This window comes from Bradyrhizobium sp. ORS 285, from assembly GCF_900176205.1.
Taxonomy (GTDB): domain Bacteria; phylum Pseudomonadota; class Alphaproteobacteria; order Rhizobiales; family Xanthobacteraceae; genus Bradyrhizobium.
Genome location: NZ_LT859959.1, coordinates 1,700,121 through 1,719,386, shown reverse-complemented (window position 1 = coordinate 1,719,386; position 19,266 = coordinate 1,700,121). Strand labels below are relative to the sequence as shown.

At 65.5% G+C, this 19,266-nt stretch carries 19 protein-coding genes; 6 read left to right on the top strand and 13 right to left on the bottom strand.

Features of this window, described 5'->3' with window-relative positions:
* Nucleotides 1–132: 132 nt before the first annotated feature.
* The 7 genes from BRAD285_RS07715 to BRAD285_RS07685 all read right to left on the bottom strand — a co-directional run bounded on the left by BRAD285_RS07715 (nucleotide 133) and on the right by BRAD285_RS07685 (nucleotide 8,831).
* On the bottom strand, nucleotides 133–1,374 hold the full coding sequence (locus BRAD285_RS07715; RefSeq protein WP_006609652.1) for a cysteine desulfurase: 1,242 nt from the start codon (nucleotides 1,372–1,374) through the stop codon (nucleotides 133–135).
* Between the two features lie 3 nt (nucleotides 1,375–1,377).
* On the bottom strand, nucleotides 1,378–2,703 hold the full coding sequence (sufD, locus tag BRAD285_RS07710; RefSeq protein WP_006609651.1) for a Fe-S cluster assembly protein SufD: 1,326 nt from the start codon (nucleotides 2,701–2,703) through the stop codon (nucleotides 1,378–1,380).
* A gap of 15 nt (nucleotides 2,704–2,718) precedes the next feature.
* Nucleotides 2,719–3,480 (bottom strand): Fe-S cluster assembly ATPase SufC, encoded by a 762-nt coding sequence (sufC, locus tag BRAD285_RS07705; protein WP_006609650.1) that lies wholly within the window; start codon nucleotides 3,478–3,480, stop codon nucleotides 2,719–2,721.
* 38 nt (nucleotides 3,481–3,518) lie between these two features.
* On the bottom strand, nucleotides 3,519–5,036 hold the full coding sequence (sufB, locus tag BRAD285_RS07700) for a Fe-S cluster assembly protein SufB (RefSeq protein ID WP_006609649.1): 1,518 nt from the start codon (nucleotides 5,034–5,036) through the stop codon (nucleotides 3,519–3,521).
* Nucleotides 5,037–5,073: 37 nt separating this feature from the next.
* Entirely contained in the window at nucleotides 5,074–5,268 is a 195-nt protein-coding gene (locus BRAD285_RS07695; RefSeq protein ID WP_006609648.1) for a 4Fe-4S dicluster domain-containing protein, read from the bottom strand.
* Nucleotides 5,269–5,830: 562 nt separating this feature from the next.
* Nucleotides 5,831–7,570, bottom strand: a complete 1,740-nt coding sequence (gene nifA / locus BRAD285_RS07690; RefSeq protein WP_006609647.1) for a nif-specific transcriptional activator NifA — start codon at nucleotides 7,568–7,570, stop codon at nucleotides 5,831–5,833.
* A gap of 415 nt (nucleotides 7,571–7,985) precedes the next feature.
* On the bottom strand, nucleotides 7,986–8,831 hold the full coding sequence (locus BRAD285_RS07685; RefSeq protein ID WP_006609646.1) for an SDR family NAD(P)-dependent oxidoreductase: 846 nt from the start codon (nucleotides 8,829–8,831) through the stop codon (nucleotides 7,986–7,988).
* A gap of 340 nt (nucleotides 8,832–9,171) precedes the next feature.
* Between BRAD285_RS07685 and BRAD285_RS07680 the strand changes: the two genes are divergently transcribed.
* A complete protein-coding gene (locus BRAD285_RS07680; protein WP_006609645.1) occupies nucleotides 9,172–9,996 on the top strand; it encodes a hypothetical protein in 825 nt (274 codons plus the stop codon).
* 120 nt (nucleotides 9,997–10,116) lie between these two features.
* Nucleotides 10,117–10,350 (top strand): bacterioferritin-associated ferredoxin, encoded by a 234-nt coding sequence (locus tag BRAD285_RS07675; RefSeq protein ID WP_006609644.1) that lies wholly within the window; start codon nucleotides 10,117–10,119, stop codon nucleotides 10,348–10,350.
* 406 nt (nucleotides 10,351–10,756) lie between these two features.
* Here the strand turns inward: BRAD285_RS07675 and BRAD285_RS07665 are convergent, their stop codons facing one another.
* Nucleotides 10,757–11,617 (bottom strand): SDR family oxidoreductase, encoded by an 861-nt coding sequence (locus BRAD285_RS07665; RefSeq protein WP_006609643.1) that lies wholly within the window; start codon nucleotides 11,615–11,617, stop codon nucleotides 10,757–10,759.
* Between the two features lie 149 nt (nucleotides 11,618–11,766).
* Here BRAD285_RS07665 and BRAD285_RS35690 point away from each other — a divergent pair, with 149 nt between their 5' ends.
* Entirely contained in the window at nucleotides 11,767–11,937 is a 171-nt protein-coding gene (locus BRAD285_RS35690) for a hypothetical protein (RefSeq protein WP_006609642.1), read from the top strand.
* Between the two features lie 408 nt (nucleotides 11,938–12,345).
* Here BRAD285_RS35690 and BRAD285_RS35685 read toward each other — a convergent pair whose 3' ends face one another.
* The 4 genes from BRAD285_RS35685 to BRAD285_RS07645 all read right to left on the bottom strand — a co-directional run bounded on the left by BRAD285_RS35685 (nucleotide 12,346) and on the right by BRAD285_RS07645 (nucleotide 14,774).
* Nucleotides 12,346–12,501 carry a hypothetical protein gene (locus BRAD285_RS35685; RefSeq protein ID WP_006609641.1) on the bottom strand — a complete coding sequence of 52 codons (156 nt, stop codon included), beginning with the start codon at nucleotides 12,499–12,501 and terminating at the stop codon, nucleotides 12,346–12,348.
* A 25-nt stretch (nucleotides 12,502–12,526) separates the two neighbouring features.
* On the bottom strand, nucleotides 12,527–12,715 hold the full coding sequence (locus BRAD285_RS07655) for a DUF2934 domain-containing protein (RefSeq protein WP_006609640.1): 189 nt from the start codon (nucleotides 12,713–12,715) through the stop codon (nucleotides 12,527–12,529).
* Nucleotides 12,716–12,925: 210 nt separating this feature from the next.
* The gene (locus tag BRAD285_RS07650) at nucleotides 12,926–13,279 is read right to left on the bottom strand and encodes a hypothetical protein (protein ID WP_035644649.1); all 354 of its coding nucleotides are present in this window, start codon (nucleotides 13,277–13,279) and stop codon (nucleotides 12,926–12,928) included.
* 130 nt (nucleotides 13,280–13,409) lie between these two features.
* The gene (locus BRAD285_RS07645; protein WP_006609638.1) at nucleotides 13,410–14,774 is read right to left on the bottom strand and encodes an ATP-binding protein; all 1,365 of its coding nucleotides are present in this window, start codon (nucleotides 14,772–14,774) and stop codon (nucleotides 13,410–13,412) included.
* A 154-nt stretch (nucleotides 14,775–14,928) separates the two neighbouring features.
* Between BRAD285_RS07645 and BRAD285_RS07640 the strand changes: the two genes are divergently transcribed.
* Together BRAD285_RS07640 and fghA are read left to right on the top strand one after the other, a co-directional pair.
* Nucleotides 14,929–15,549, top strand: a complete 621-nt coding sequence (locus BRAD285_RS07640) for a response regulator transcription factor (protein WP_006609637.1) — start codon at nucleotides 14,929–14,931, stop codon at nucleotides 15,547–15,549.
* Between the two features lie 62 nt (nucleotides 15,550–15,611).
* Nucleotides 15,612–16,457 (top strand): S-formylglutathione hydrolase, encoded by an 846-nt coding sequence (gene fghA / locus BRAD285_RS07635; RefSeq protein ID WP_006609636.1) that lies wholly within the window; start codon nucleotides 15,612–15,614, stop codon nucleotides 16,455–16,457.
* An 848-nt stretch (nucleotides 16,458–17,305) separates the two neighbouring features.
* Here fghA and BRAD285_RS07625 read toward each other — a convergent pair.
* Entirely contained in the window at nucleotides 17,306–17,785 is a 480-nt protein-coding gene (locus BRAD285_RS07625; RefSeq protein WP_006609635.1) for a DUF3280 domain-containing protein, read from the bottom strand.
* 140 nt (nucleotides 17,786–17,925) lie between these two features.
* Between BRAD285_RS07625 and BRAD285_RS07620 the strand changes: the two genes are divergently transcribed.
* Nucleotides 17,926–19,134, top strand: a complete 1,209-nt coding sequence (locus BRAD285_RS07620) for an ABC transporter substrate-binding protein (protein WP_006609634.1) — start codon at nucleotides 17,926–17,928, stop codon at nucleotides 19,132–19,134.
* Nucleotides 19,135–19,266: the final 132 nt, after the last annotated feature.

Below are 19,266 nucleotides of genomic sequence, written 5' to 3'. Positions count from 1 at the left end.
TCATGACTCGCGGAGGCAACCCCTCACCCAAGCGGGTCTGGAGCTAATAGCGGCGCAGCCCTCTCCCACAAGGGGAGAGGGCGCAGCAATTGGCACCGCTTCTTTCCGGCAATAGCCCGCGGCATTCCGTCTCTACGAGAAAAACTCCTGCGCCTTCTTCAGCGCGCGGACCAGCACATCGACCTCTTCCCGCGTGTTGTACATCGCAAACGACGCCCGGCAGGTTGCCGAGACGCCGAAGCGCTCCAGCAGCGGCATCGCGCAATGGGTGCCGGCGCGCACCGCGACGCCGGAGCGGTCGATGACGGTGGCGAAGTCGTGGGCGTGGGCGCCCTGCATCTCGAACGACACGATGGCGCCCTTGTCGGCGGCATTGCCGATGATGCGCAGCGAGTTGATCTCGCGCAGCTGCTCGGTCGCATAGGTCACGAGATCATGCTCGTGCGCGGCGATGCGCTGCTTGCCAATCGAGGAGACATAGTCGATCGCCGCACCCAGCCCGGCGGCCTCGACAATCGGCGGCGTGCCGGCCTCGAAACGGTGCGGCGGGTCGCCATAGGTCACCCAGTCACGCGCGACCTCGCGGATCATCTCGCCGCCGCCATTGAACGGCGGCATCGAGGCCAGGAGCTCGCGCTTGCCATACAGCGCGCCGATCCCGGTCGGGCCATAGATCTTGTGCCCGGTGATGCAATAGAAATCCGCATCGATATCCCTGACGTCGACCTCCATGTGCACCGCGGCCTGCGAGCCGTCGATCAGCACTGGGATGCCGCGGTCGTGCGCGATGCGGATGACCTCCTTCACCGGGACGACCGTGCCGAGCACGTTAGACATCTGCGTCATCGCCACCATCTTGGTGCGCGGCGTCAGCAGCTTCTCGAACTCGTCGAGCAGGAAATTGCCGTCGTCGTCGACGGGAGCCCATTTGATGACAGCCCCCTGGCGCTCCCGGAGGAAATGCCAGGGGATGATGTTGGCATGGTGCTCCATGATCGAGAGCACGATCTCGTCGCCCGGCCCGATCCGCTCGCGGCCGAAGGTCTGGGCCACCAGGTTCACCGCCTCGGTGGCGCCACGGGTGAAGATGATCTGCTCGGGGCTCTCGGCGTTGAGGAACGTCGCGACCTTGGCGCGGGCGCCCTCATAGGCCTCGGTCGCGGCATTGGCGAGATAATGCAGCCCGCGATGCACGTTGGCGTATTCGGACGTGTAGACCTGGTTCATCCGGTCCAGCACCGCCTGCGGCTTCTGCGCGGAGGCGGCGTTGTCGAGATAGACCAGCGGCTTGCCGTGCACCTGCATGCCGAGAATGGGAAAGTCCGCCCGGATGCGACCGACGTCGTAGCCGCTCCCGTTCACCGCTGCATGCATCGTCTACTCCCGTCGTCCGAGCCAGCCCAGCAGCGCCCCGGTCAGCGCGTCGCGCACGCTCTCATTGGCCGCGCCCTCGATGATCTCGCCGATGAAGGCCTGGATCAGCAGCGCCTTCGCTTCTGCCGGCGGAATGCCACGCGCCATGAGATAGAACAGCAACTCATCGTCGATCGCGCCGGTCGTGGTGCCGTGGCCGCACTGCACGTCGTCGGCGAAGATCTCGAGCTCCGGCTTGGAGTCTGCCTCGGCCTCGTCGGACAGCAGCAGCGCGCGTGACATCATCTTGGCGTCGGTCTTCTGCGCGCCCGGGGCGACCGTGATCTTGCCCTGGAACACCGCGCGGGCGGTGTCGCCGACCACCGCCTTGAAGGTCTCGCGGCTCTGGCCGTTCTCGGCCGCATGCTCGATCGACAACGTGGTGTCGGCATGCTGCGTGCCCGACAGCAGCGAACCGCCGCGGATATCGGCGACGGTGCCCTCACCTGCCATGCGGACGAACAGCTGATTGCGGACCAGGCTGCCGCCGGCGACGAAGCCGAGCTGATTGAAGGTCGCACGCGCGCCGATATTGGCGAGCAGCGAGCCGATGTGCAGCGCGCTGCTGCCCTCGCTGACCACCTTGACGTGATCGATCCGCGCCTCGTCGCCGACGACGAGCTGCATCGCGGTGTTGACCTGATACTCGCTACCGTCGGGCCCCTGATGCGACTCGACGATGGTGGCGCTGGCGCCGGCGCCAATATTCACCTGGGAGCGCGTGAACATCGAGGTCGCGACCCAATTGGTCGTGACAAAGGCAACATGGATCGGCCGGCTCAGCGCGGTGCCCGGCGCGACCAGGATGACGACACCATTGGCGGCGAGCGCCGTGTTGAGCGCCAGCGCCGGATCGTCGTCCGGCACGATCGCGCCGAGGCGCTGCGACAGCAGCGGCTTGTCGGCGGCCAGCGCATCAGCCATCGGCTGGATGGTCAGGCCGGGCTCGAGATTGGCGATGTCGGATAGCTCCGGCACGAAGGCGCCGTCGACGATGACGAGCTTGCGGAAGCCGGCGCCGGCGAACAGATCCTTGGCCTCGCGCGCTTTGGCCTTGGCGGCATCGTCCGGCAGCGAAGCGAGGCGCTTGGCCTCCTTCATCTGTGTACGCAGATCGGTGTAGCGCCAGGCCTCGACGCGCCGGTGCGGCAGGCCGACCGCGGTGAAACGGTCGAACGCGGCGGCGCGTACCGCCGTGATCTCCTCGCCGCCCGGCAGATAACGGCGGGCGCCCTGGTACAGATCGGCCAGTCCGAGCTCGGCCTTGGTCTTGCGGATCGCGACGCCCATGCTCGTCCCCGCCCCTTACGCTGCTTCGCTCTGGTACTGCGCGTAGCCGGTCGCCTCGAGCTCGCGCGCGAGATCCGCTCCGCCGGTGCGGACGATGCGGCCCGCCGCGAACACGTGGACGATGTCCGGCACGATGTAGTCGAGCAGCCGCTGATAATGGGTGATGACGATCATGCCGCGCTCGGCCGAGCGCAGCGCGTTGACGCCATTGGCCACCACCTTGAGCGCATCGATGTCGAGGCCCGAATCCGTCTCGTCGAGCACGCAGAGCGACGGCTGCAGCAGCGCCATCTGCAGGGTCTCGTTGCGCTTCTTCTCGCCGCCGGAGAAGCCGACATTGAGCGGCCGCTTCAGCATCTCCGAATCGATGTTCAGGGTCTTGGCGATCTCGCGCACGCGCTTGATCAGGTCGGGCGAGGACAGCTCCTCCTCGCCGCGCGCCTTGCGCTGGGCGTTGAAGGCCGCCCGCAGGAACGTCAGGGTCGCGACGCCCGGGATCTCCAGCGGGTACTGGAACGCCAGGAACACGCCCTTCGCGGCGCGCTCGTCAGCCGACATCGCCAGCAGGTCCTCGCCGTTGAGATAGACCTCGCCGGCGGTGATCTCATAGCCGGGCTTGCCGGCGAGCACATAGGACAGCGTCGACTTGCCCGCGCCGTTCGGTCCCATGATGGCGTGGATCTCGCCCTTGTTCACGGTGAGGTCCAGGCCCTGGATGATCTTGCGACCACCGGAGATCTCGGCATGGAGCCCCTTGATTTCGAGCAAGGCCGTCATCGAACACTCCTCATCTGTTGTCGCCGCGCGCGACGTCCTTATCCGACTGAACCTTCGAGGCTGATCGAGATCAGCTTCTGCGCCTCGACCGCGAACTCCATCGGCAGCTGCTGCAGCACGTCCTTGACGAAGCCGTTGACGACGAGACCGACCGCCTCTTCCTGGCTGAGGCCGCGCTGGATGCAGTAGAACAGCACGTCCTCGGAGATCTTGGAGGTCGTCGCCTCATGCTCGAACACCGCCGACGAATTCTTGGCCTCAATGTAGGGCACGGTGTGCGCGCCGCATTTGTCGCCGATCAAGAGCGAGTCGCAGGCGGTGAAGTTGCGCGCGCCGGAGGCCTTGCGGTGGGCGCTGACGAGGCCGCGATAGGTGTTCTGCGACTTGCCGGCGGCGATGCCCTTGGAGATGATCCGGCTCGACGTGTTCTTGCCGAGATGAATCATCTTAGTGCCGCTATCGACCTGCTGAAAGCCGTTGGAGATCGCGATCGAGTAGAACTCGCCGCTGGAATTATCACCGCGCAGGATGCAGCTCGGATATTTCCAGGTAATGGCGGAGCCCGTCTCGACCTGGGTCCAGGAGATCTTCGAGTTCGTGCCGCGGCAGTCACCGCGCTTGGTGACGAAATTGTAGATGCCGCCGACGCCCTCGGAATTGCCGGGGTACCAGTTCTGCACGGTCGAATATTTGATCTCGGCATCGTCCAGCGCGACCAGCTCGACGACAGCGGCGTGCAGCTGGTTCTCGTCGCGCTGCGGCGCCGTGCATCCTTCGAGATAGCTGACATAAGCGCCCTTGTCGGCGATGATCAGCGTGCGCTCGAACTGGCCGGTGTTGCGCTCGTTGATGCGGAAATAGGTCGACAGCTCCATCGGGCAGCGCACGCCCGGCGGGATGTAGACGAAGGAGCCGTCGGAGAACACCGCCGAGTTGAGCGTCGCGAAATAATTGTCGGTCGTCGGCACGACAGTGCCGAGATATTTCTGCACCAGGTCCGGGTGCTCGCGCAGCGCCTCGGAGATCGGCATGAAGATCACGCCGGCCTTCTTCAGCTCCTCCTTGAAGGTCGTTGCTACCGAGACGGAGTCGAACACGGCATCGACCGCGATCTTGGTGCGCGGCGCAGCCGCCTCGCCGTCCTCGGTCTCCGCTGCCGCGGAGGGACGCTCGACGCCTTCGAGGATCTCGACCTCGCGCAAGGGAATGCCAAGCTTCTCATAGGTCTTGAGAATCTCCGGATCGATCTCGTCGAGCGAGGCGACCTTCTTCTTCGGCTTCGGCGCCGAATAGTAATAGAGATCCTGATAGTCGATCTTCGGGTACCCGACGCGCGCCCAGGTCGGCTCGGTCATGGTGAGCCAGCGGCGATACGCCTCGAGCCGCCAGTCCAGCATCCAGGCCGGCTCGTTCTTCTTCGCCGAGATGAAGCGGATCGTATCTTCGGACAGCCCTTTCGGCGCCTTTTCGGATTCGATGACGGTCTCGAACCCGTAGCGATATTGATCGACGTCGATGTCCTTGACGCGATCAATGGTCTCCTGAACAGCTGCCATCTTCCACTCCGCTTGCAATGTTGCCGTCGCGCCCGCGTCAGGCGGGCACGCAGGTGTCCGGCACCGGACAGACGGCGGCGCATTGCGGCGCGTCGAAGTGGCCTTCGCACTCCGTGCACTTCTTCGGATCAATGATGTACATGTCGTTCTTCAGCCGAATGGCCGCGTTCGGACATTCGAACTCGCAGGCTCCGCAGACCGTGCATTGTGAAGCGATGATCTTGTAGGTCATGTGCTGTTCCCCGCGCTCCAGCGACATCGGGCGATGTCTTTCGGGTCTGATCTTTCAAGCGCCGTGCCAGAGCGCATTTGGTTGATTTCTAAGGAAGATTCTAAATATCGCGGATGAGGGCCAGCTGTCGCTCTCCCGACAGCATGTCGTAAGTGCGACAGGAGCGATGGATGACGTGCGCGAAGCGAGAGTCGAGATCTCGCCGCACGGCCGGTGCGCTCCCCTCCCCCTTGCGGGGAGGGGTCGGGGGTGGGGGTCTCCGGGCGCTGATGCTTGTGAGTCGGATAAATTGTTGTGCGTACGTTCGACGATGACTGTGCGATCAGCCGGCGTTCGACTTCGTCAATGAAGGGCGGTGTTTCTGACGAAGAGGTTCGCGCGCATCACGCGCAGTGTGCTCGGGGACCCCCACCCCCGACCCCTCCCCGCAAGGGGGAGGGGAGCCCACCGCAGTTGGAGCGAAAGTGGGGATCTCATTAGCACGGCGTCCTCGATCCGAGCATTGCCTCAAACACAAAGGGCGCGCCACAGCGCGCCCTTCATCACGACCGAGCCCATCCACTCAAAACCGCTTGACCTCGATGTTGTACTTCTTCAGCGCGTAGCCGATCTGCCTTGGCGTCAGCCCCAACAGACGCGCAGCCTTCGCCTGGACCCAGCCGGAGCGTTCCATGGCCTGGACGATGCGCTCGCGCTCGGGGACGGCGCCGCCGTCCATGGCCTCGGAGTACTCACCATCGTCGGCCTCGGCCGCAGGCAGATCGGCTGGCGGCTCGATCGGCGCCGAGGTGCGCGGCAGGATCGGCAACGGCACCATCGGCTGGCCGCGCGGCGGCGGCGGCGTCACCGTGTTGCCCTTCCACAGGATCGCCGACATGCATTCGTTGCGGCTGCAGGCGAAGTCGTGCTGGCCGATCGCCGATCCTGCTGCCAGGGTCGCGGTCCGCTGCACGCAGTTCTCCAGCTCGCGCACATTGCCGGGGAAGCCGCAATGCATCAGCACCTCGATGGCGCTGACGTCGAAGGTGAGATCGCGCTCGTTCTCGCAATTGAAGCGGCGCAGGAACTCGCGCGCGAGCTGCGGGATGTCGCTGCGCCGGTCGCGCAGCGGCGGCAGTTTGATCGGCACCACGCTGATCCGATAATAGAGATCGGCGCGGAATTCATTGCGCGCCACCGCCTCTTCCAGGTTGCGGTTGGTGGCGGTGACGATGCGCACGTCGACCTTGATGGTCTGGTTGCCGCCGACGCGCTCGAACTCCTGCTCCTGCAGCACGCGTAAGAGCTTCGCCTGGAACGCCGGCGAGATCTCGCCGATCTCGTCGAGGAACAAGGTGCCCTTGTCGGCCAGCTCGAAGCGGCCCTTGCGCGCATTGATCGCGCCGGTGAAAGCGCCCTTCTCGTGGCCGAACAGCTCGGATTCCAGCACCGTCTCGGGCAGCGCCGCGCAGTTGATCTTGATGAACGGCCGCTTGGCGCGGTTCGACAATTCGTGGATCGCCTTCGCCACCAGCTCCTTGCCGGTGCCGGATTCACCACGCAGCAGCACCGGCGCGTTCGACTTGGCGACGACGTTGATCTTCTCGAGCAGCGCGCGCAGCGCCGGGCTGTCGCCGACGATGCCGTCCACCAGCACCTTCTTGCCCTTGGCCGGCGCCGGCTTCAGCTCGAGCAGCTCCTTCTGCAACCGGTGGCTCTCCGCCATCAGCCGCTCACGGTCGCGCGCGACGACCCGATGCAGTTTGATCGTCTGCCCGATCAGGTTGGCGACCATCGTGAGGAAGCGGACGTCGGAGTCGAGCCGGAACACGGCTCGGCCGTCCCAGACGCGATCGATCGTCAACGTGCCGACGACGCGCTGGTCGATACGAATGGGAACACCGAGAAACGACACGCGGGTGTCGGCGCCGGCCCCGAGCGTTACCGCGTCCGCGGCGCTAAAGGCGGGATGATCGGCGACATTCTCCGCGATCAGCGGCACGGCGGTCGCGACGATCTGGTCGATCGCCTTCTGCGGCAGGCGCTCGCGATAGCGCTGATCGCTGCCCTCGCTCCACCCGGCACCGACGGCGAGATCCGGAATGCCGTCATCGGCAAGCAGCGACACCACGCCATGGCGCATCTGCATGAACGACTGCAGCAGGTTGACGACGTTGGCGAGGGTGATTTCCAGCCGCGTCGGCGCGGCCAGGATTTTCGAGATTTCGAAAATTCCGGTCAGCGCGATCTCGCTGAGCGGTATCGGGGCAGCATGGGACCTGATGTCCTGAGCTTCGACCTGACGTGTTTCCGTTTGGACCATGGTCGCTTCTCTGATGGTCACGGACGCGCTTTGCGAGATCGCCCGTGATTGTAGGCGTTCTAACATCCTCCCTTAACTGCAGTTGATTGTCGTGCCTAACTTTGCTGCATTGCCGCAGAAGTAGTGTGCAGCGAAAAGAGCAGAAAAGCTGCAGGACTTCATGATCTTAACAAATTAGTTTGCACCGGACGCGACGCACGCATTGCACCGTCGCAGACGCAACGAAAGCAGCGGACCTAACGAATTCGTGTTGTCTTCCCGACACCTAGGATTCAGTGATCCACCGCAGCTCTGCGAGCCGCTCGCAAAGGGTCAAACTGAACACCAACTTTCCACACCAGCCATGGCACTCGCCGCATGCGGCTGCCAGCTCGTGATGTCGGGGATCTCACATCGGCGTGTAGCTCCGATCAACTTAAAGGTGCTGGCCGCCATTGATCTGAATCTCCTCGCCGGTCACGTAGCTCGCAGCGTCCGAGCACAGGAAGAACAGCACCTTTGCCACCTCCTCCGGTGCGCCAATCCGACGCATCGGGATCAGCGGCGAAAACCGCGCCTCCGTTTCCGGCGACACCATCTCGGTCTTGATCTCGCCGGGCGCGATCGCGTTGACGCGGATGCCATGCGGTGCGAAGTCATGGGCCATCTCGCGGGTCAGGCAGGCCAGCGCGGCCTTGGAGGTCGCATAGGCGGTGCCGGCGAAAGGATGCACGCGGGTGCCGACGATCGAGGTCACGTTGACCACCGCGCCCTGCCCGCGCTTCAACTCCTCGAACAGGCCGCGCGCCAACAGGATCGGCCCGAGGAAGTTGACGTGAAAGACCGTCATCCACGTCTCGACCGAGGTCGCCAATGAATCGAGCCGGCCGCCATCCTCGGCCTTCGGCGAGATCGCCGCATTGTTGATCAGCGCATGCAACGGCGCGCCGTCGAGCCGCGCCTTGATGTCGGCAATCGCACGCGGGATCGCCTTGCGGTCGCTGAGGTCGACCTGGACGTGATTGTCCGGCCCGGCATCCCAGGGACAGCGGCCGCCATCGAACGGTTGACGCGAGCAGGTAATGATGCGCCAGCCGGCATCGGAGAACAGCCTGGCCGTCGCATGACCAATGCCGCGCGAACCGCCGGTCAGCACCAGCGTCTTCTGCTCGGTACGCTCCGGACGCCCAGCCGCGGCCATATCGCGATGGAACGGGCACGACTCGATTCCCGCAGCATCGATGGCGGGCTCGTGGACGTCCTGGTCGAGATCGAGGCTCACCGCATCCGTCCTGATCCTGCACCGCGTACAACCCAAACCGTCCGCGGTATCGTCATGCGGTGGTTGTGCAGATTCCGGGCCAGCGAAAATCACGCGCAGCCCGGCGGCTCTCTGTCGGCTTCGCGACAGATTGGCGGGTTCGAGACAAGTTCAGCGTCGGCTTTCCGCCGCAACGATCTCGCGACGTTCAGAACCCAAGGCGTTCAAACGACGATCGTTTTCCAGCTCGCAGGCGGTGGTCCAACTCTTGCTCAAGCGAACTGATCGATTGAACTGGAAGCCGGCTTTCCACTCTCACAGCGGACAGCCACGAGACGCCGAACGACGTATGGACCGGGACATGGGGACGAATGCAGCGCGCTTCGCCGTGGTCCTCGGGACCAACGACGTCGCCTCGGCGATCGGCGTGCATCTGCATCGCGCGGGCTTCTGCGTGGTGCTATCGCACGACCCCAATCCGCCGGTCATGCGCCGCAAGATGGCGTTTCACGACGCCTTGTTCGGCGACAGCGTTCGTGTCGAGAACGTGATCGGCGAGCGCATCGAGAGCACGATGGACGTGTTCAAGGCGCTGGGCGATCCCCGACATGTCCTGGTCACGCCGCTGGGGCTGCTCGATCTGCTGCCGGTCCGCGCCATCGACGTGCTGATCGACGCCCGCATGCAGACGCGCGAGGTGACGCCCAATCTGCGCGGCATGACGCGGCTGTCGATCGGCATCGGCCCGGGCTTCTCGCCCTCGGCCAATTGCGACGTTGCGATCGAGACCCGGCCGGATCGGCTCGGCCAGATCGTCATCGAAGGCTGGACGTTGGCGAAGGACGATGCCGGCGAGCTCGTCGGCGCCGAGTGCCTGGTGCTCTCGCCGCATGAGGGCCGCTGGCACACGCCGGTCGAGATCGGCACGCGCATCTACAAGGGCTTCGTCGTCGGCCATCTCTCAGGCGAGCCGGTGACCGCGCCCACTGACGGGATCCTGCGCGGCATCGTCCGCGACGGCAGCGACGTGCCGGCTGGCATCGTGCTGGCCGAGATCGATCCGCGCGGCCGCCACGCGCAGTGGACCGGAATCGACGCACAAGGCCAGGCGCTCGCGCAAGCGACGCTCGCCGCGATCCGGCTGCACGCCGCAGCGCGCATCAGCGCAACCGCCGCCTCTCGCTGATCCCCACGCTGCTGATCCCCCGCTTTCGAACGATTCTGATTAGCCGGCCTACAGAGCACTCATCTTGGCATCGGGCTTGGCATCGGCGTTGCTTATCGTTGGCAGGAGCGAGCAACAGCCATGATCATTTGTTCCTGCAACGTCATCAGCGATACGGCCATTCGTGACGTCGTCACGGCGGCCGACATCACCTTCGGTTCGCCGGCGCAAGTCTATGATTGCCTCGGCTGCTCCGTACAATGCGGCCTCTGCTCGCGCTCGGTGAAGCGGATTTTGGACGAACGGACGGGCGAGGCGACGGTATGGCCGGTGCAGACCGAGCCCGCGCCGTGCCAGCTGATGTCGGTGGCGTAACGAACAAACGACCGGACATGTCGAACCGCGCTGTCCGAAGTCAGACAAAGTCGACAGGAGCCGCTGGGAGGCGGACCTTAGGTCGAACGGCCGTAGCGGGGCCTCGCCCTTCGAGAAGCCCGCCTATGGCGGGCTCCTCAGAGGGTGTGAATCTTTCGATTTCGGCAATTTTCGACATGAGTCAAATCAACGACTTGGCTCGTCCGAAAACTGCAAAATTCGAATTCTTTCTCATCCTCTCAGGGTGAGGGGCGAAGCCTGCGCATCGGACGCAGCCGTCTGTCGTCACCTCTGGCATTTCAACGATGAGTATTGTGAAGATCCGGCTCCCGAGCTCCACCCTCATGGTGAGGAGGCGCGCAGCGCCGTCTCGAACCATGAGGCCCGAGACGTACCGCTAGACTTCTCAAATAAACGGCTTCCCTCCGGTCACCGCCACCGTCGTGCCCGACGTGTAGCTCGACAGCGGGTCCGCCAGCATCACATAGGCGGTCGCCAGCTCCGCCGGCTGGCCGGCGCGCTTCATCGGCACCTGCTGGCCGAAGTTCTTCACCCTGTCCTCGGACATGGTCGACGGGATCAGCGGCGTCCAGATCGGCCCCGGCGCCACGGCGTTGGCGCGGATGCCCTTCTCGGCCAGCATCTGGGCGAGGCCGCCGGTGAAGTTCTGGATCGCGCCCTTGGTGGTGGCGTAGGCGAGCAGGCTCGGATTGGGCATGTCGGAATTGACCGAGGCCGTATTGACGATTGCGCTGCCCGGCTTCATGTGCGGCACCGCCGCCTTGGTGAGGTAGAACATCGCGTGGATGTTGGTGCGGAAGGTCATCTCCCACTCCTCATCCGAGATGTCGCCGATGTCGCTGAAGGTCGCCTGGTGCGCGGCGTTGTTGACGAGGATGTCGATGCCGCCGAGTTCGTCCACGGCACGCTGGATGATCGCCCGGCAATGCGCAGGCTGCTGGATGTTGCCGGGCATCAGCACCGCCTTGCGGCCTTCCTTCTCGATCAGCTGCTGGACTTCGCGGGCGTCGTCGTGCTCCTCGAGATAGGCGATCAGGACATCGGCGCCCTCGCGGGCATACGCGATCGCCACGGCGCGGCCAATGCCGCTGTCGCCCCCGGTGATGACGGCCTTCTTGCCTGTCAGCTTGCCCGAGCCCTTGTAGCTGGACTCGCCATGATCGGGTCTCGGCTGCATCTTTGCCGTGGTGCCGGGCATGGACTGTTGCTGTGGCGGAAAGGGCGGCTTCGGGTGCTGCTCGGACATCGGCGTTCTCCTGACGTTTGATGCAGAATCAATCGCAGCGCTGGAATCGCGTTCCTGTGCGCAGCGGGAGCGACGGCCGGCAGTTCGTCGCACGGAACGTCATCACCTTCACTCGCATTCCTCTGATGACGACGAGGAAGGAGCAAACCATGGCGAAGGATCTCCCCATCAACGGACGCGAACCCGACCGCTCGGAGGACGACATCCAGCGCGATCAGCTCGGCCCGCGCGGCGTGCCCGGCGGAAAGGACCCGGCGAAGATGACGCCGCAACGAGACAAGAAGACTCCGGATGATGCTGATCCCGGGCACACGGCTTGACGGGCTCGATTGGCGGTGACGGAATATGAGTGAGGAGATCGAGGTCTACGACTCTCACCACCCGTGGCGCTGCCCCTCACCCAACCCTCTCCCCGTGAAGAACGGGGAGAGGGAGCGCAGCGCCGCCGGGGCTAACAGATGGACTCATCATGGACGCGCGACGCACTTCCGCTTTGACACGCAGCCATGCGGCAGACATGAGCGCACACGACTATCTGACGATTGATAGCTGGCTCTCTCATCCTTTGAGCGATGCAAATGACAGATGCGAAGCGAGCGCTCGCCGCACGCGCGGTGCGCTCCCTTTCCCCGTTCTTACGGGGAGAGGGCTGGGGTGAGGGGCAACTACACGGGAAGTGCCAATGGTCGCCACCGCTCCCGTCACGCCGCGACGCGCTGGAACTCACCTCAATGCGTGTTGCTCTCGCCCCATTTCTCCAGATCCTTCGCCGCATCGGAGCGCTGGTCCTTTTCCGGCTTCTCGGCCCACGGCTTATCGGTCTGCTTCATCGATCCCCAGTCGCTTTCCTGGCGCGGATCGTCCTTCGGTGTTTCCTTGCTCATCGCGGGTCCCTTCTCTTGGTTGCGCTCACCCCGGCAGGATGGTCGGCGGCGGAGCCGTCGCCTCGTCGTGCAGTTGCTCGGCGTCGCGGATCTCATGCTCGGCCTGATGCCAGAACTCGTCGTCGCGCCCGTCCGGACACCCGGCCTGCTCCCACAGATGATGGGCGCGTTCGCGAATTCTGTGCTGCAAATCGGTTTGGCTGCTCTGGTCCATGATGCTCCTCGCTGCGGCGTACGCCCCCTCTCCGGGGCTGGAGAGAGAGGAGGCGCACACGGCCATGACCGCCGCATGACCTGGAAGGGCAATCATCGGTGGAAAGCTAAGTTCCAACGCGCCCCGTCGCTGCGACAACGCGCGACGCCTCGAGGCCAGCTCGTATGGATCGGCGCCGGCCGTCCGGGAATGGTCGCGCCGATGTGGCGCTCAGCTCAGATTGCCGGGCATGAAGCAGCGGATCGAGGTGCCGAGCGTGCCCTTGATCGGCCACACCATCGTGCGCCCGGCGCGGTTCGGCTCGGTGATCACGGCATCGTCGGGCACCACGATCCACTCGCCGTCGAGCCGCACGCGATAGTGCGTGCCCTCCAGATCCCAGTCGGGATCGGACACTGCGAGCCCATCCGCATCCGAGCAGCACGGGCCGCGGCCGCTCTTGAGACTGTCGAACCAACCCTTGAGTGGCGAGTTGGCATAGCGACCGTCATCACGCGCGACAGCATGGTTGAAGGACAGCGCAGCCGCGAAGGCTGCGCCGGTCAGCACGAGCAAGGTTCTCATCTGATCACCGCAAAACACTGGCGCGTGGCGCGGGCATACGGCTCACGCGGATCGTAAGTTGCTCGTTGAAATGCGGTGTCGAATTGTTTGTTCCTAGGGAGACTTGCCGCCTGGTGGCGGCACAACCTCTTCAGGCCGCATCCGCTGGCGCCATGGCGTCCGCCGGCACCAGCGCCTCGATCGTGACCCCCGTGCCCGTGGACGCCACCGTCAGCGTACCGCCGAGCGCCAGCAACCGCTCGCGCATGCCGGTCAGGCCAAAGCCGAGCTTGTGCTCGGGCGTGAGCCCGCGGCCGTCGTCGCGCACGCGCACCCGCGTGTAGCTGCGGCGATGCCCTGCCACGGTCTGCTGCAGCGGCTCGATGCTGACATCGACCGAGGTGGCCTCGGCATGGCGGAACACGTTGGTCAGCGCCTCCTGCACCACGCGATAGATCGTCAGCTCCGCGGTCTCGTTGCTGCGCACGAGCGTGTCGGCGACCGTGGTCTCGATTGCCACCTCGGGCCGCGACTCCCGCCACAGCCGCACCAGCGCGCCGAGCGCCTCGCGCAAGCCCAGCTCGGCGAGCCCGACCGGGCGCAGCCGCTCCAGGATGCGGCGGTTGAACTGCTGCACCGCGTTGACCTGGTCGAGGATCGCCTGGCCGTGCCGGCGCATCGCAGCTAGATCGAGAGCCGCGGCATCGGGCAGCCGCATCAGGGCGCTGGCATGGGCGCGCAACGCGAACAGATGCGGCCCGAACTCGTCATGCAGCTCGCGCGCGATCTCCTTGCGCTCGAGGTCCTGCAGCGACACGGTGCGCTCGGCGAGCCGCCGCTTCTCCTCCACCGCCTCGCCGAGCGCGCCGGCGAGATGGTTCAGCTTGGCGCACAGCGCGGCGAGCTCCGGCGCGCCGCCCGGCGTGACGCGGGCGTCATAGGCACCCGCCTCGATCCGGCTCATCGCCTCGGAGAGATCGCCGAGTGGCGCCAACGCGCGGCCGACCACCAGCGTGGTGATGCCGAACAGCGCCAGGCCGACCAGCGAGCCGACCACCAGCTGCGTGAGGATGCCGTCCCAGATCTCGGCGATCTCGTCGTCGGGATGCGAGGTGATCACCAGCGTGTCGGCGCGTCCGGCGACGATCACGGGCATGCTGACCGAGGTCTTGTCGGGATGCACCAGCGCGATGAACCAGGCCGGCGCGGCGCGGCCCGCACCGGGCGAGGACGGCGCCTGCATCGGCATCCCCCGGCGGGTGACGCTGACATGGCGCAGCTGGCCGAGATCGCTGACGATGCGGTTCAGCCGGGAGTCCGGATCCGGCGCGTCATTGACCTCGTCCATGATGGTCTCGACGAAGGCGCGGGTCAGGCGGATGACGCTCTGGTCCTCGGCGAGCACGCGCGGCGCCGCCTCCAGCGCGAGGCGGCCGATATTGATGCCGAGCCCGAGCGTCAGCACCAGAGCGAGCAGCACGTTGATGCGCCTGCGCAACGACCAATTCTGCCACATTCTCTCCGCCTCGAAGCCACCTTGTTTCACACGCACTCACATTGACAGACAAATCCGCCGGCGATCTAATTGCAACATCATGCAATGCCGCGCAGCATGCATCCATGATGCATCGCAACAATGACGCGAGTTGAGAGTGCGGGACCCCAAGGCCATGCGCGTACTGATCGTCGATGATCATCCCATCGTGGCCTCCGGCTGCCGCGCCCTGCTCTCGGCCGATCCCGACGTGGTGCTGATCGAGGCGGCCGACGCGGAAAGCGGCGAGACCAGCTTCATTGCCGAGCGTCCCGACGTCTGCGTTATCGACATCAACCTGCCGACCGTCTCCGGCTTCGAGCTGGCGCGCCGCATCCTGGCGCATGATGCGAACGCCCGCCTGATCATGTTCAGCATGAACGACGATCCGGTGTTCGCCGCCCGCGCCATCGACATCGGGGCCAAGGGCTATGTGTCGAAGAGCGGCGATCCGAACGATCTGGCGGAGGCGATCCGCGAGGTGGCGCGCGGCGGCAGCTATCTGCCGCCGGCGATCGCGCGCAGCATCGCGTTTGCAGGCGCGGCCGTCGCGCAGAGCCCGCTGGCGAAACTGACCTCGCGCGAGCTCGAGATCCTGCGCCTGCTCAGCGCCGGCAAGAGCCTGTCGGAGATCGCCTGGCTGATCCACTCGTCCTACAAGACGGTGGCCAACACCTCCTCGATCATCCGCCAGAAGCTCGGCGTGCGAACCTCGGGCGAGCTGGTGCGTTTGGCGATCGAGAACGGCGTCGCTTGACATCCACGTCAGCGGCGCGCTCCGTTCCGCCGCTCTCCATCTCGATTCCGACAGGTGATCCCATGACGCTCACGACCGTCTCGCAGAACAAGTCCCATGGCGGCGTCCAGGGCGTCTATCGCCATGCCAGCCAGGAAACCAAGACCGAGATGACGTTCTCGGTGTTCGTGCCGGCGCACGCCGAAGGCGCGAAGCTGCCGGTCGTCTGGTATCTCTCCGGCCTCACCTGCACCCACGCCAATGTCACCGAGAAGGGCGAGTTCCGCGCCGCCTGCGCCGAGCTCGGCCTGATCTTCGTCGCGCCCGACACCTCGCCGCGCGGCGACGGCGTGCCCGGCGATGCCAACAACGCCTATGATTTCGGCCTCGGCGCCGGCTTCTATGTCGATGCGACGCAAGAGCCGTTCGCCAGGAACTATCGAATGTGGAGCTACGTCACCGAGGAGCTGCCGCACGTGGTCGCGGCGAACTTCCCGGTCGATCCGCGCCGGCAGTCGGTGATGGGCCATTCGATGGGCGGCCATGGCGCGCTGACGGTGGCGCTGCGCAATCCCGACCGCTATCGCGCCGCCAGCGCGTTCTCGCCGATCGTCGCGCCCTCGCAGGTACCGTGGGGCGAGAAGGCGCTCACCGGCTATCTCGGCAGCGACAAGGCGGCGTGGCGCAAGCACGACGCGGTGGCGCTGATCGAGGACGGCGCGCGCGTCTCCGACCTGCTGGTCGATGTCGGCACCGCCGACCAGTTCCTGGAGCAGCAGCTGCGGCCGGAGCTGCTCAAGGCGGCCTGCGAGAAGGCCAACATTCCGCTGCTCTTGCGCAAGCAGGAGGGCTACGACCACAGCTACTACTTCATCTCGACCTACATGGCCGATCATCTGCGCTGGCACGCGGCCCGGCTCGGACGTTGACATCGGCCTTTTCCTGATTTGCCCGTCGGGCGCGATGCTGCGCGACGGGCGGTGCGTTGATCGCGTCCAGCGCCCGAAATCCCGTGCGCGCAAACGACAATTTTCGTCGTGCGATCAACGTGATCCCCCTTGTCCAGTCGGTGCGCAAGAAAGATTTGTCTTTCGTTTTTCCGGAACTCATGATTGTATCGCGCATCCCGCCTCGTCGAGAGGGCGTATCGCGGTCGTCACGAACGTGGAGGTGGGATGCGGTGGACGCCGGCGGCGCGCAGCATGGCTCGTGAGAGCGTGCGGACGAACGCGCCACGGCGTACGGCCAAGTCGCGTGGTCCTGGCATCCCGAAGCCGATGCCCCCGCGGCGGCGCGCTCACAGCGTGTCGTCGCGCACGGTGACCAGAAAGCCCGGCGCACCGGGGAGAACGCGAAGCAACCGTTAAAACCATCCGCGCAGGGAGGGCCGGGATGTCCCAGCCAAACCTGTGGTACCTGCCGCCTGCATTCTTTTCTGCAGGCGGGCCATGGGGGCGGCAGGCTCCCGGCCTTCCCTGCGCCTCTCTGCTCGAGAGAGGCGATCGAGATGCAAAGCTCGGGCGTGATGTGCCGCGAGGACGTCGAGTCATGTCCGAGCGCGATAGGCAGCAGCGGAGGCCTCATGGTTCGAGACGCGCCATCGGAGACGCCGTTGGTGTGGCAGGCTGCAGCGCATGGCGCTCCTCACCATGAGGGGAAACACCGAAATGGAGCGCACCACACACTCCGCCCTCGTCCTGAGGAGACCGCCGCAGGCGGGCGTCTCGAAGGACGGCCACGGGCGCCCTGCCAGCGCGACGCCCGATGCGGTCGTCGTCTACTGCGCCTGCGGCGCGCCGTCCTTCGGGGCCAGCAGGCGGTTGCGGATCAGCCAGGCCATGGTGCGGGTCCAGGATTCGTCGGTGTTGCCGCGCATGTCGGCGGTCATGGCCGCGACCGGCTTCCCGGTGTGAGCGTCGCGCAGATAGATGTTCATGTTGAGGATGAGATTGGACACCTTCTGCACCGTGCCGGTGATGGCGAGATCGGCGCCGAGGTCGGAGGCGAGCTTGACGTCACAGCCGCCGCAGGCCTGCAGATTGCTGTGGTGCGCCGCATCGTTAACGGGAGCGATGTCGAGCACTTGGAATTTGCCGGAGTCCTGCAGCGCCGTTCGCAACTGCTCGGCCGCATGCGCCAGCCGCTGCTGCTCGTCCTGGCGTGGCCCCTGCACCTCGCCCTGCAGGCTGGTGTCGATCAGCTCGAAATCGAACACGGCCACCTTCGGCGGCTCGGCATGCGCTGATGTTAAGGACATCAGGATTAGGGACGCGAGGAGAACAGCCAGTTTCAAGGTCGTGATCCGAATGATGCCGCAGCGGCCAAAAGTGGGGTTGAAAGCTAGGCCAAATCGTTCATCTTGCAAGACGAAACCTCGCCGGCACAGGACGGGGAACAATGGGAGGACACGTGGTCCTTGGAGTTCTGGCCCGATCCCTGATCGGCGCGATCGGCCTCATGGTCGCCGCGAACGCCGCTGTCGCTGCTGACACGGTCGACATCGCGATCGGCTATCTCGGCCGCGCCGGCGTGCCGCAGACCCTGTCGCCGCTCGACCAGCCGGCGGCCGATGACGGCGTGGCGGGCGCGAAGCTCGCGATCGAGGACAACAACACCACCGGCAAGTTCCTCAACCAGCGCTTCACGCTGATCGACCGCCGCGTGAAGGATGATGAGGACGCGACCCTGGCGGCGAACGAACTCGCCGGCAAGACCGGCTTCATCCTCGCCGACCTGCCTGCGGACGCGCTGCTGAAGGTCGCCGATAGCCTGCGCGGCCGCGGCATCACGCTGCTAAACGTCGGCGCCACCGACGATCGCCTGCGCGAGCAGGACTGCCGCGCCAACGTCATCCATGTCGCGCCGACGCGCTCGATGTTGGCCGATGGCCTCGCGCAATATCTGGTGTGGAAGCAGTGGAAGCGCTGGTTGCTCGTCACCGGCTCGCACGACAACGACAAACTGTTCGCCGACGCGCTGCGCCGCGCCGCCACGCGCTTCGGCGCCAAGATCGTCGAGGAACGCACCTTCGAGGACACCGGCGGCGCGCGGCGCACCGATAGCGGCGTCACCCTGATCCAGCGCCAGATGCCGGTGTTCACGCAGAAGGCGCCGGCCTATGACGTGCTGGTCGCCGCCGACGAAAGCGAGGTGTTCGCCAACTACCTGCCCTACCGCACCTGGGACCCGCGCCCCGTCGCGGGCTCCGCGGGGCTGCGGCCGACCAGCTGGGATCCAGCGCAGGACCAGTGGGGCGCGACGCAGTTGCAGAACCGCTTCATGAAGCTCGCCTCGCGCCGCATGGACGCGCTGGACATGCAGGCCTGGATGGCCGTGCGCATGGTCGGCGAAGCGGCGTCACGCACCAACTCCGGCGATACGAAGGCGATGACGGACTATCTCAAGAGCCCGAACTTCACCATCGCCGCCTTCAAGGGCACGCGGCTGTCGCTGCGCGACTGGAACCTGCAACTGCGGCAGCCGATCCTGCTGGCGGACGGCCGCATGATCGTCTCGGTCTCCCCGCAGGAAGGCTTCCTGCACCAGGTCTCCGAACTCGACACGCTGGGCGTCGACCGCCCCGAAACGAAGTGCAAGCTGCAATGATGTCGGATGTGATGATGGTGATGAAGCAGCTTTACGGCGCGGTGTCTCCCCTCACCCTGAGGAGGCCGCTGCAAGCGGACGTCTCGAAGGGCGAGGCCCGGCTGGGGCCTCATGGTTCGAGACGCGCCTCCG

Excerpts from the sequence above, each read along its gene's own strand:
- BRAD285_RS07625 (WP_006609635.1), bottom strand. The coding sequence starts at position 17,785 with ATGTCCTTAACATCAGCGCATGCCGAGCCGCCGAAGGTGGCCGTGTTC.
- sufB (WP_006609649.1), bottom strand. The coding sequence starts at position 5,036 with ATGGCAGCTGTTCAGGAGACCATTGATCGCGTCAAGGACATCGACGTC.
- BRAD285_RS07620 (WP_006609634.1), top strand. The coding sequence starts at position 17,926 with ATGGGAGGACACGTGGTCCTTGGAGTTCTGGCCCGATCCCTGATCGGC.
- sufD (WP_006609651.1), bottom strand. The coding sequence starts at position 2,703 with ATGGGCGTCGCGATCCGCAAGACCAAGGCCGAGCTCGGACTGGCCGAT.
- BRAD285_RS07680 (WP_006609645.1), top strand. The coding sequence starts at position 9,172 with ATGGGGACGAATGCAGCGCGCTTCGCCGTGGTCCTCGGGACCAACGAC.
- BRAD285_RS07655 (WP_006609640.1), bottom strand. The coding sequence starts at position 12,715 with ATGGACCAGAGCAGCCAAACCGATTTGCAGCACAGAATTCGCGAACGC.
- BRAD285_RS07665 (WP_006609643.1), bottom strand. The coding sequence starts at position 11,617 with ATGTCCGAGCAGCACCCGAAGCCGCCCTTTCCGCCACAGCAACAGTCC.
- BRAD285_RS07675 (WP_006609644.1), top strand. The coding sequence starts at position 10,117 with ATGATCATTTGTTCCTGCAACGTCATCAGCGATACGGCCATTCGTGAC.
- BRAD285_RS35685 (WP_006609641.1), bottom strand. The coding sequence starts at position 12,501 with ATGAGCAAGGAAACACCGAAGGACGATCCGCGCCAGGAAAGCGACTGG.
- BRAD285_RS07715 (WP_006609652.1), bottom strand. The coding sequence starts at position 1,374 with ATGCATGCAGCGGTGAACGGGAGCGGCTACGACGTCGGTCGCATCCGG.
- BRAD285_RS07650 (WP_035644649.1), bottom strand. The coding sequence starts at position 13,279 with ATGAGAACCTTGCTCGTGCTGACCGGCGCAGCCTTCGCGGCTGCGCTG.
- BRAD285_RS07695 (WP_006609648.1), bottom strand. The coding sequence starts at position 5,268 with ATGACCTACAAGATCATCGCTTCACAATGCACGGTCTGCGGAGCCTGC.
- fghA (WP_006609636.1), top strand. The coding sequence starts at position 15,612 with ATGACGCTCACGACCGTCTCGCAGAACAAGTCCCATGGCGGCGTCCAG.
- sufC (WP_006609650.1), bottom strand. The coding sequence starts at position 3,480 with ATGACGGCCTTGCTCGAAATCAAGGGGCTCCATGCCGAGATCTCCGGT.
- BRAD285_RS07640 (WP_006609637.1), top strand. The coding sequence starts at position 14,929 with ATGCGCGTACTGATCGTCGATGATCATCCCATCGTGGCCTCCGGCTGC.
- BRAD285_RS07645 (WP_006609638.1), bottom strand. The coding sequence starts at position 14,774 with ATGTGGCAGAATTGGTCGTTGCGCAGGCGCATCAACGTGCTGCTCGCT.
- nifA (WP_006609647.1), bottom strand. The coding sequence starts at position 7,570 with ATGGTCCAAACGGAAACACGTCAGGTCGAAGCTCAGGACATCAGGTCC.
- BRAD285_RS35690 (WP_006609642.1), top strand. The coding sequence starts at position 11,767 with ATGGCGAAGGATCTCCCCATCAACGGACGCGAACCCGACCGCTCGGAG.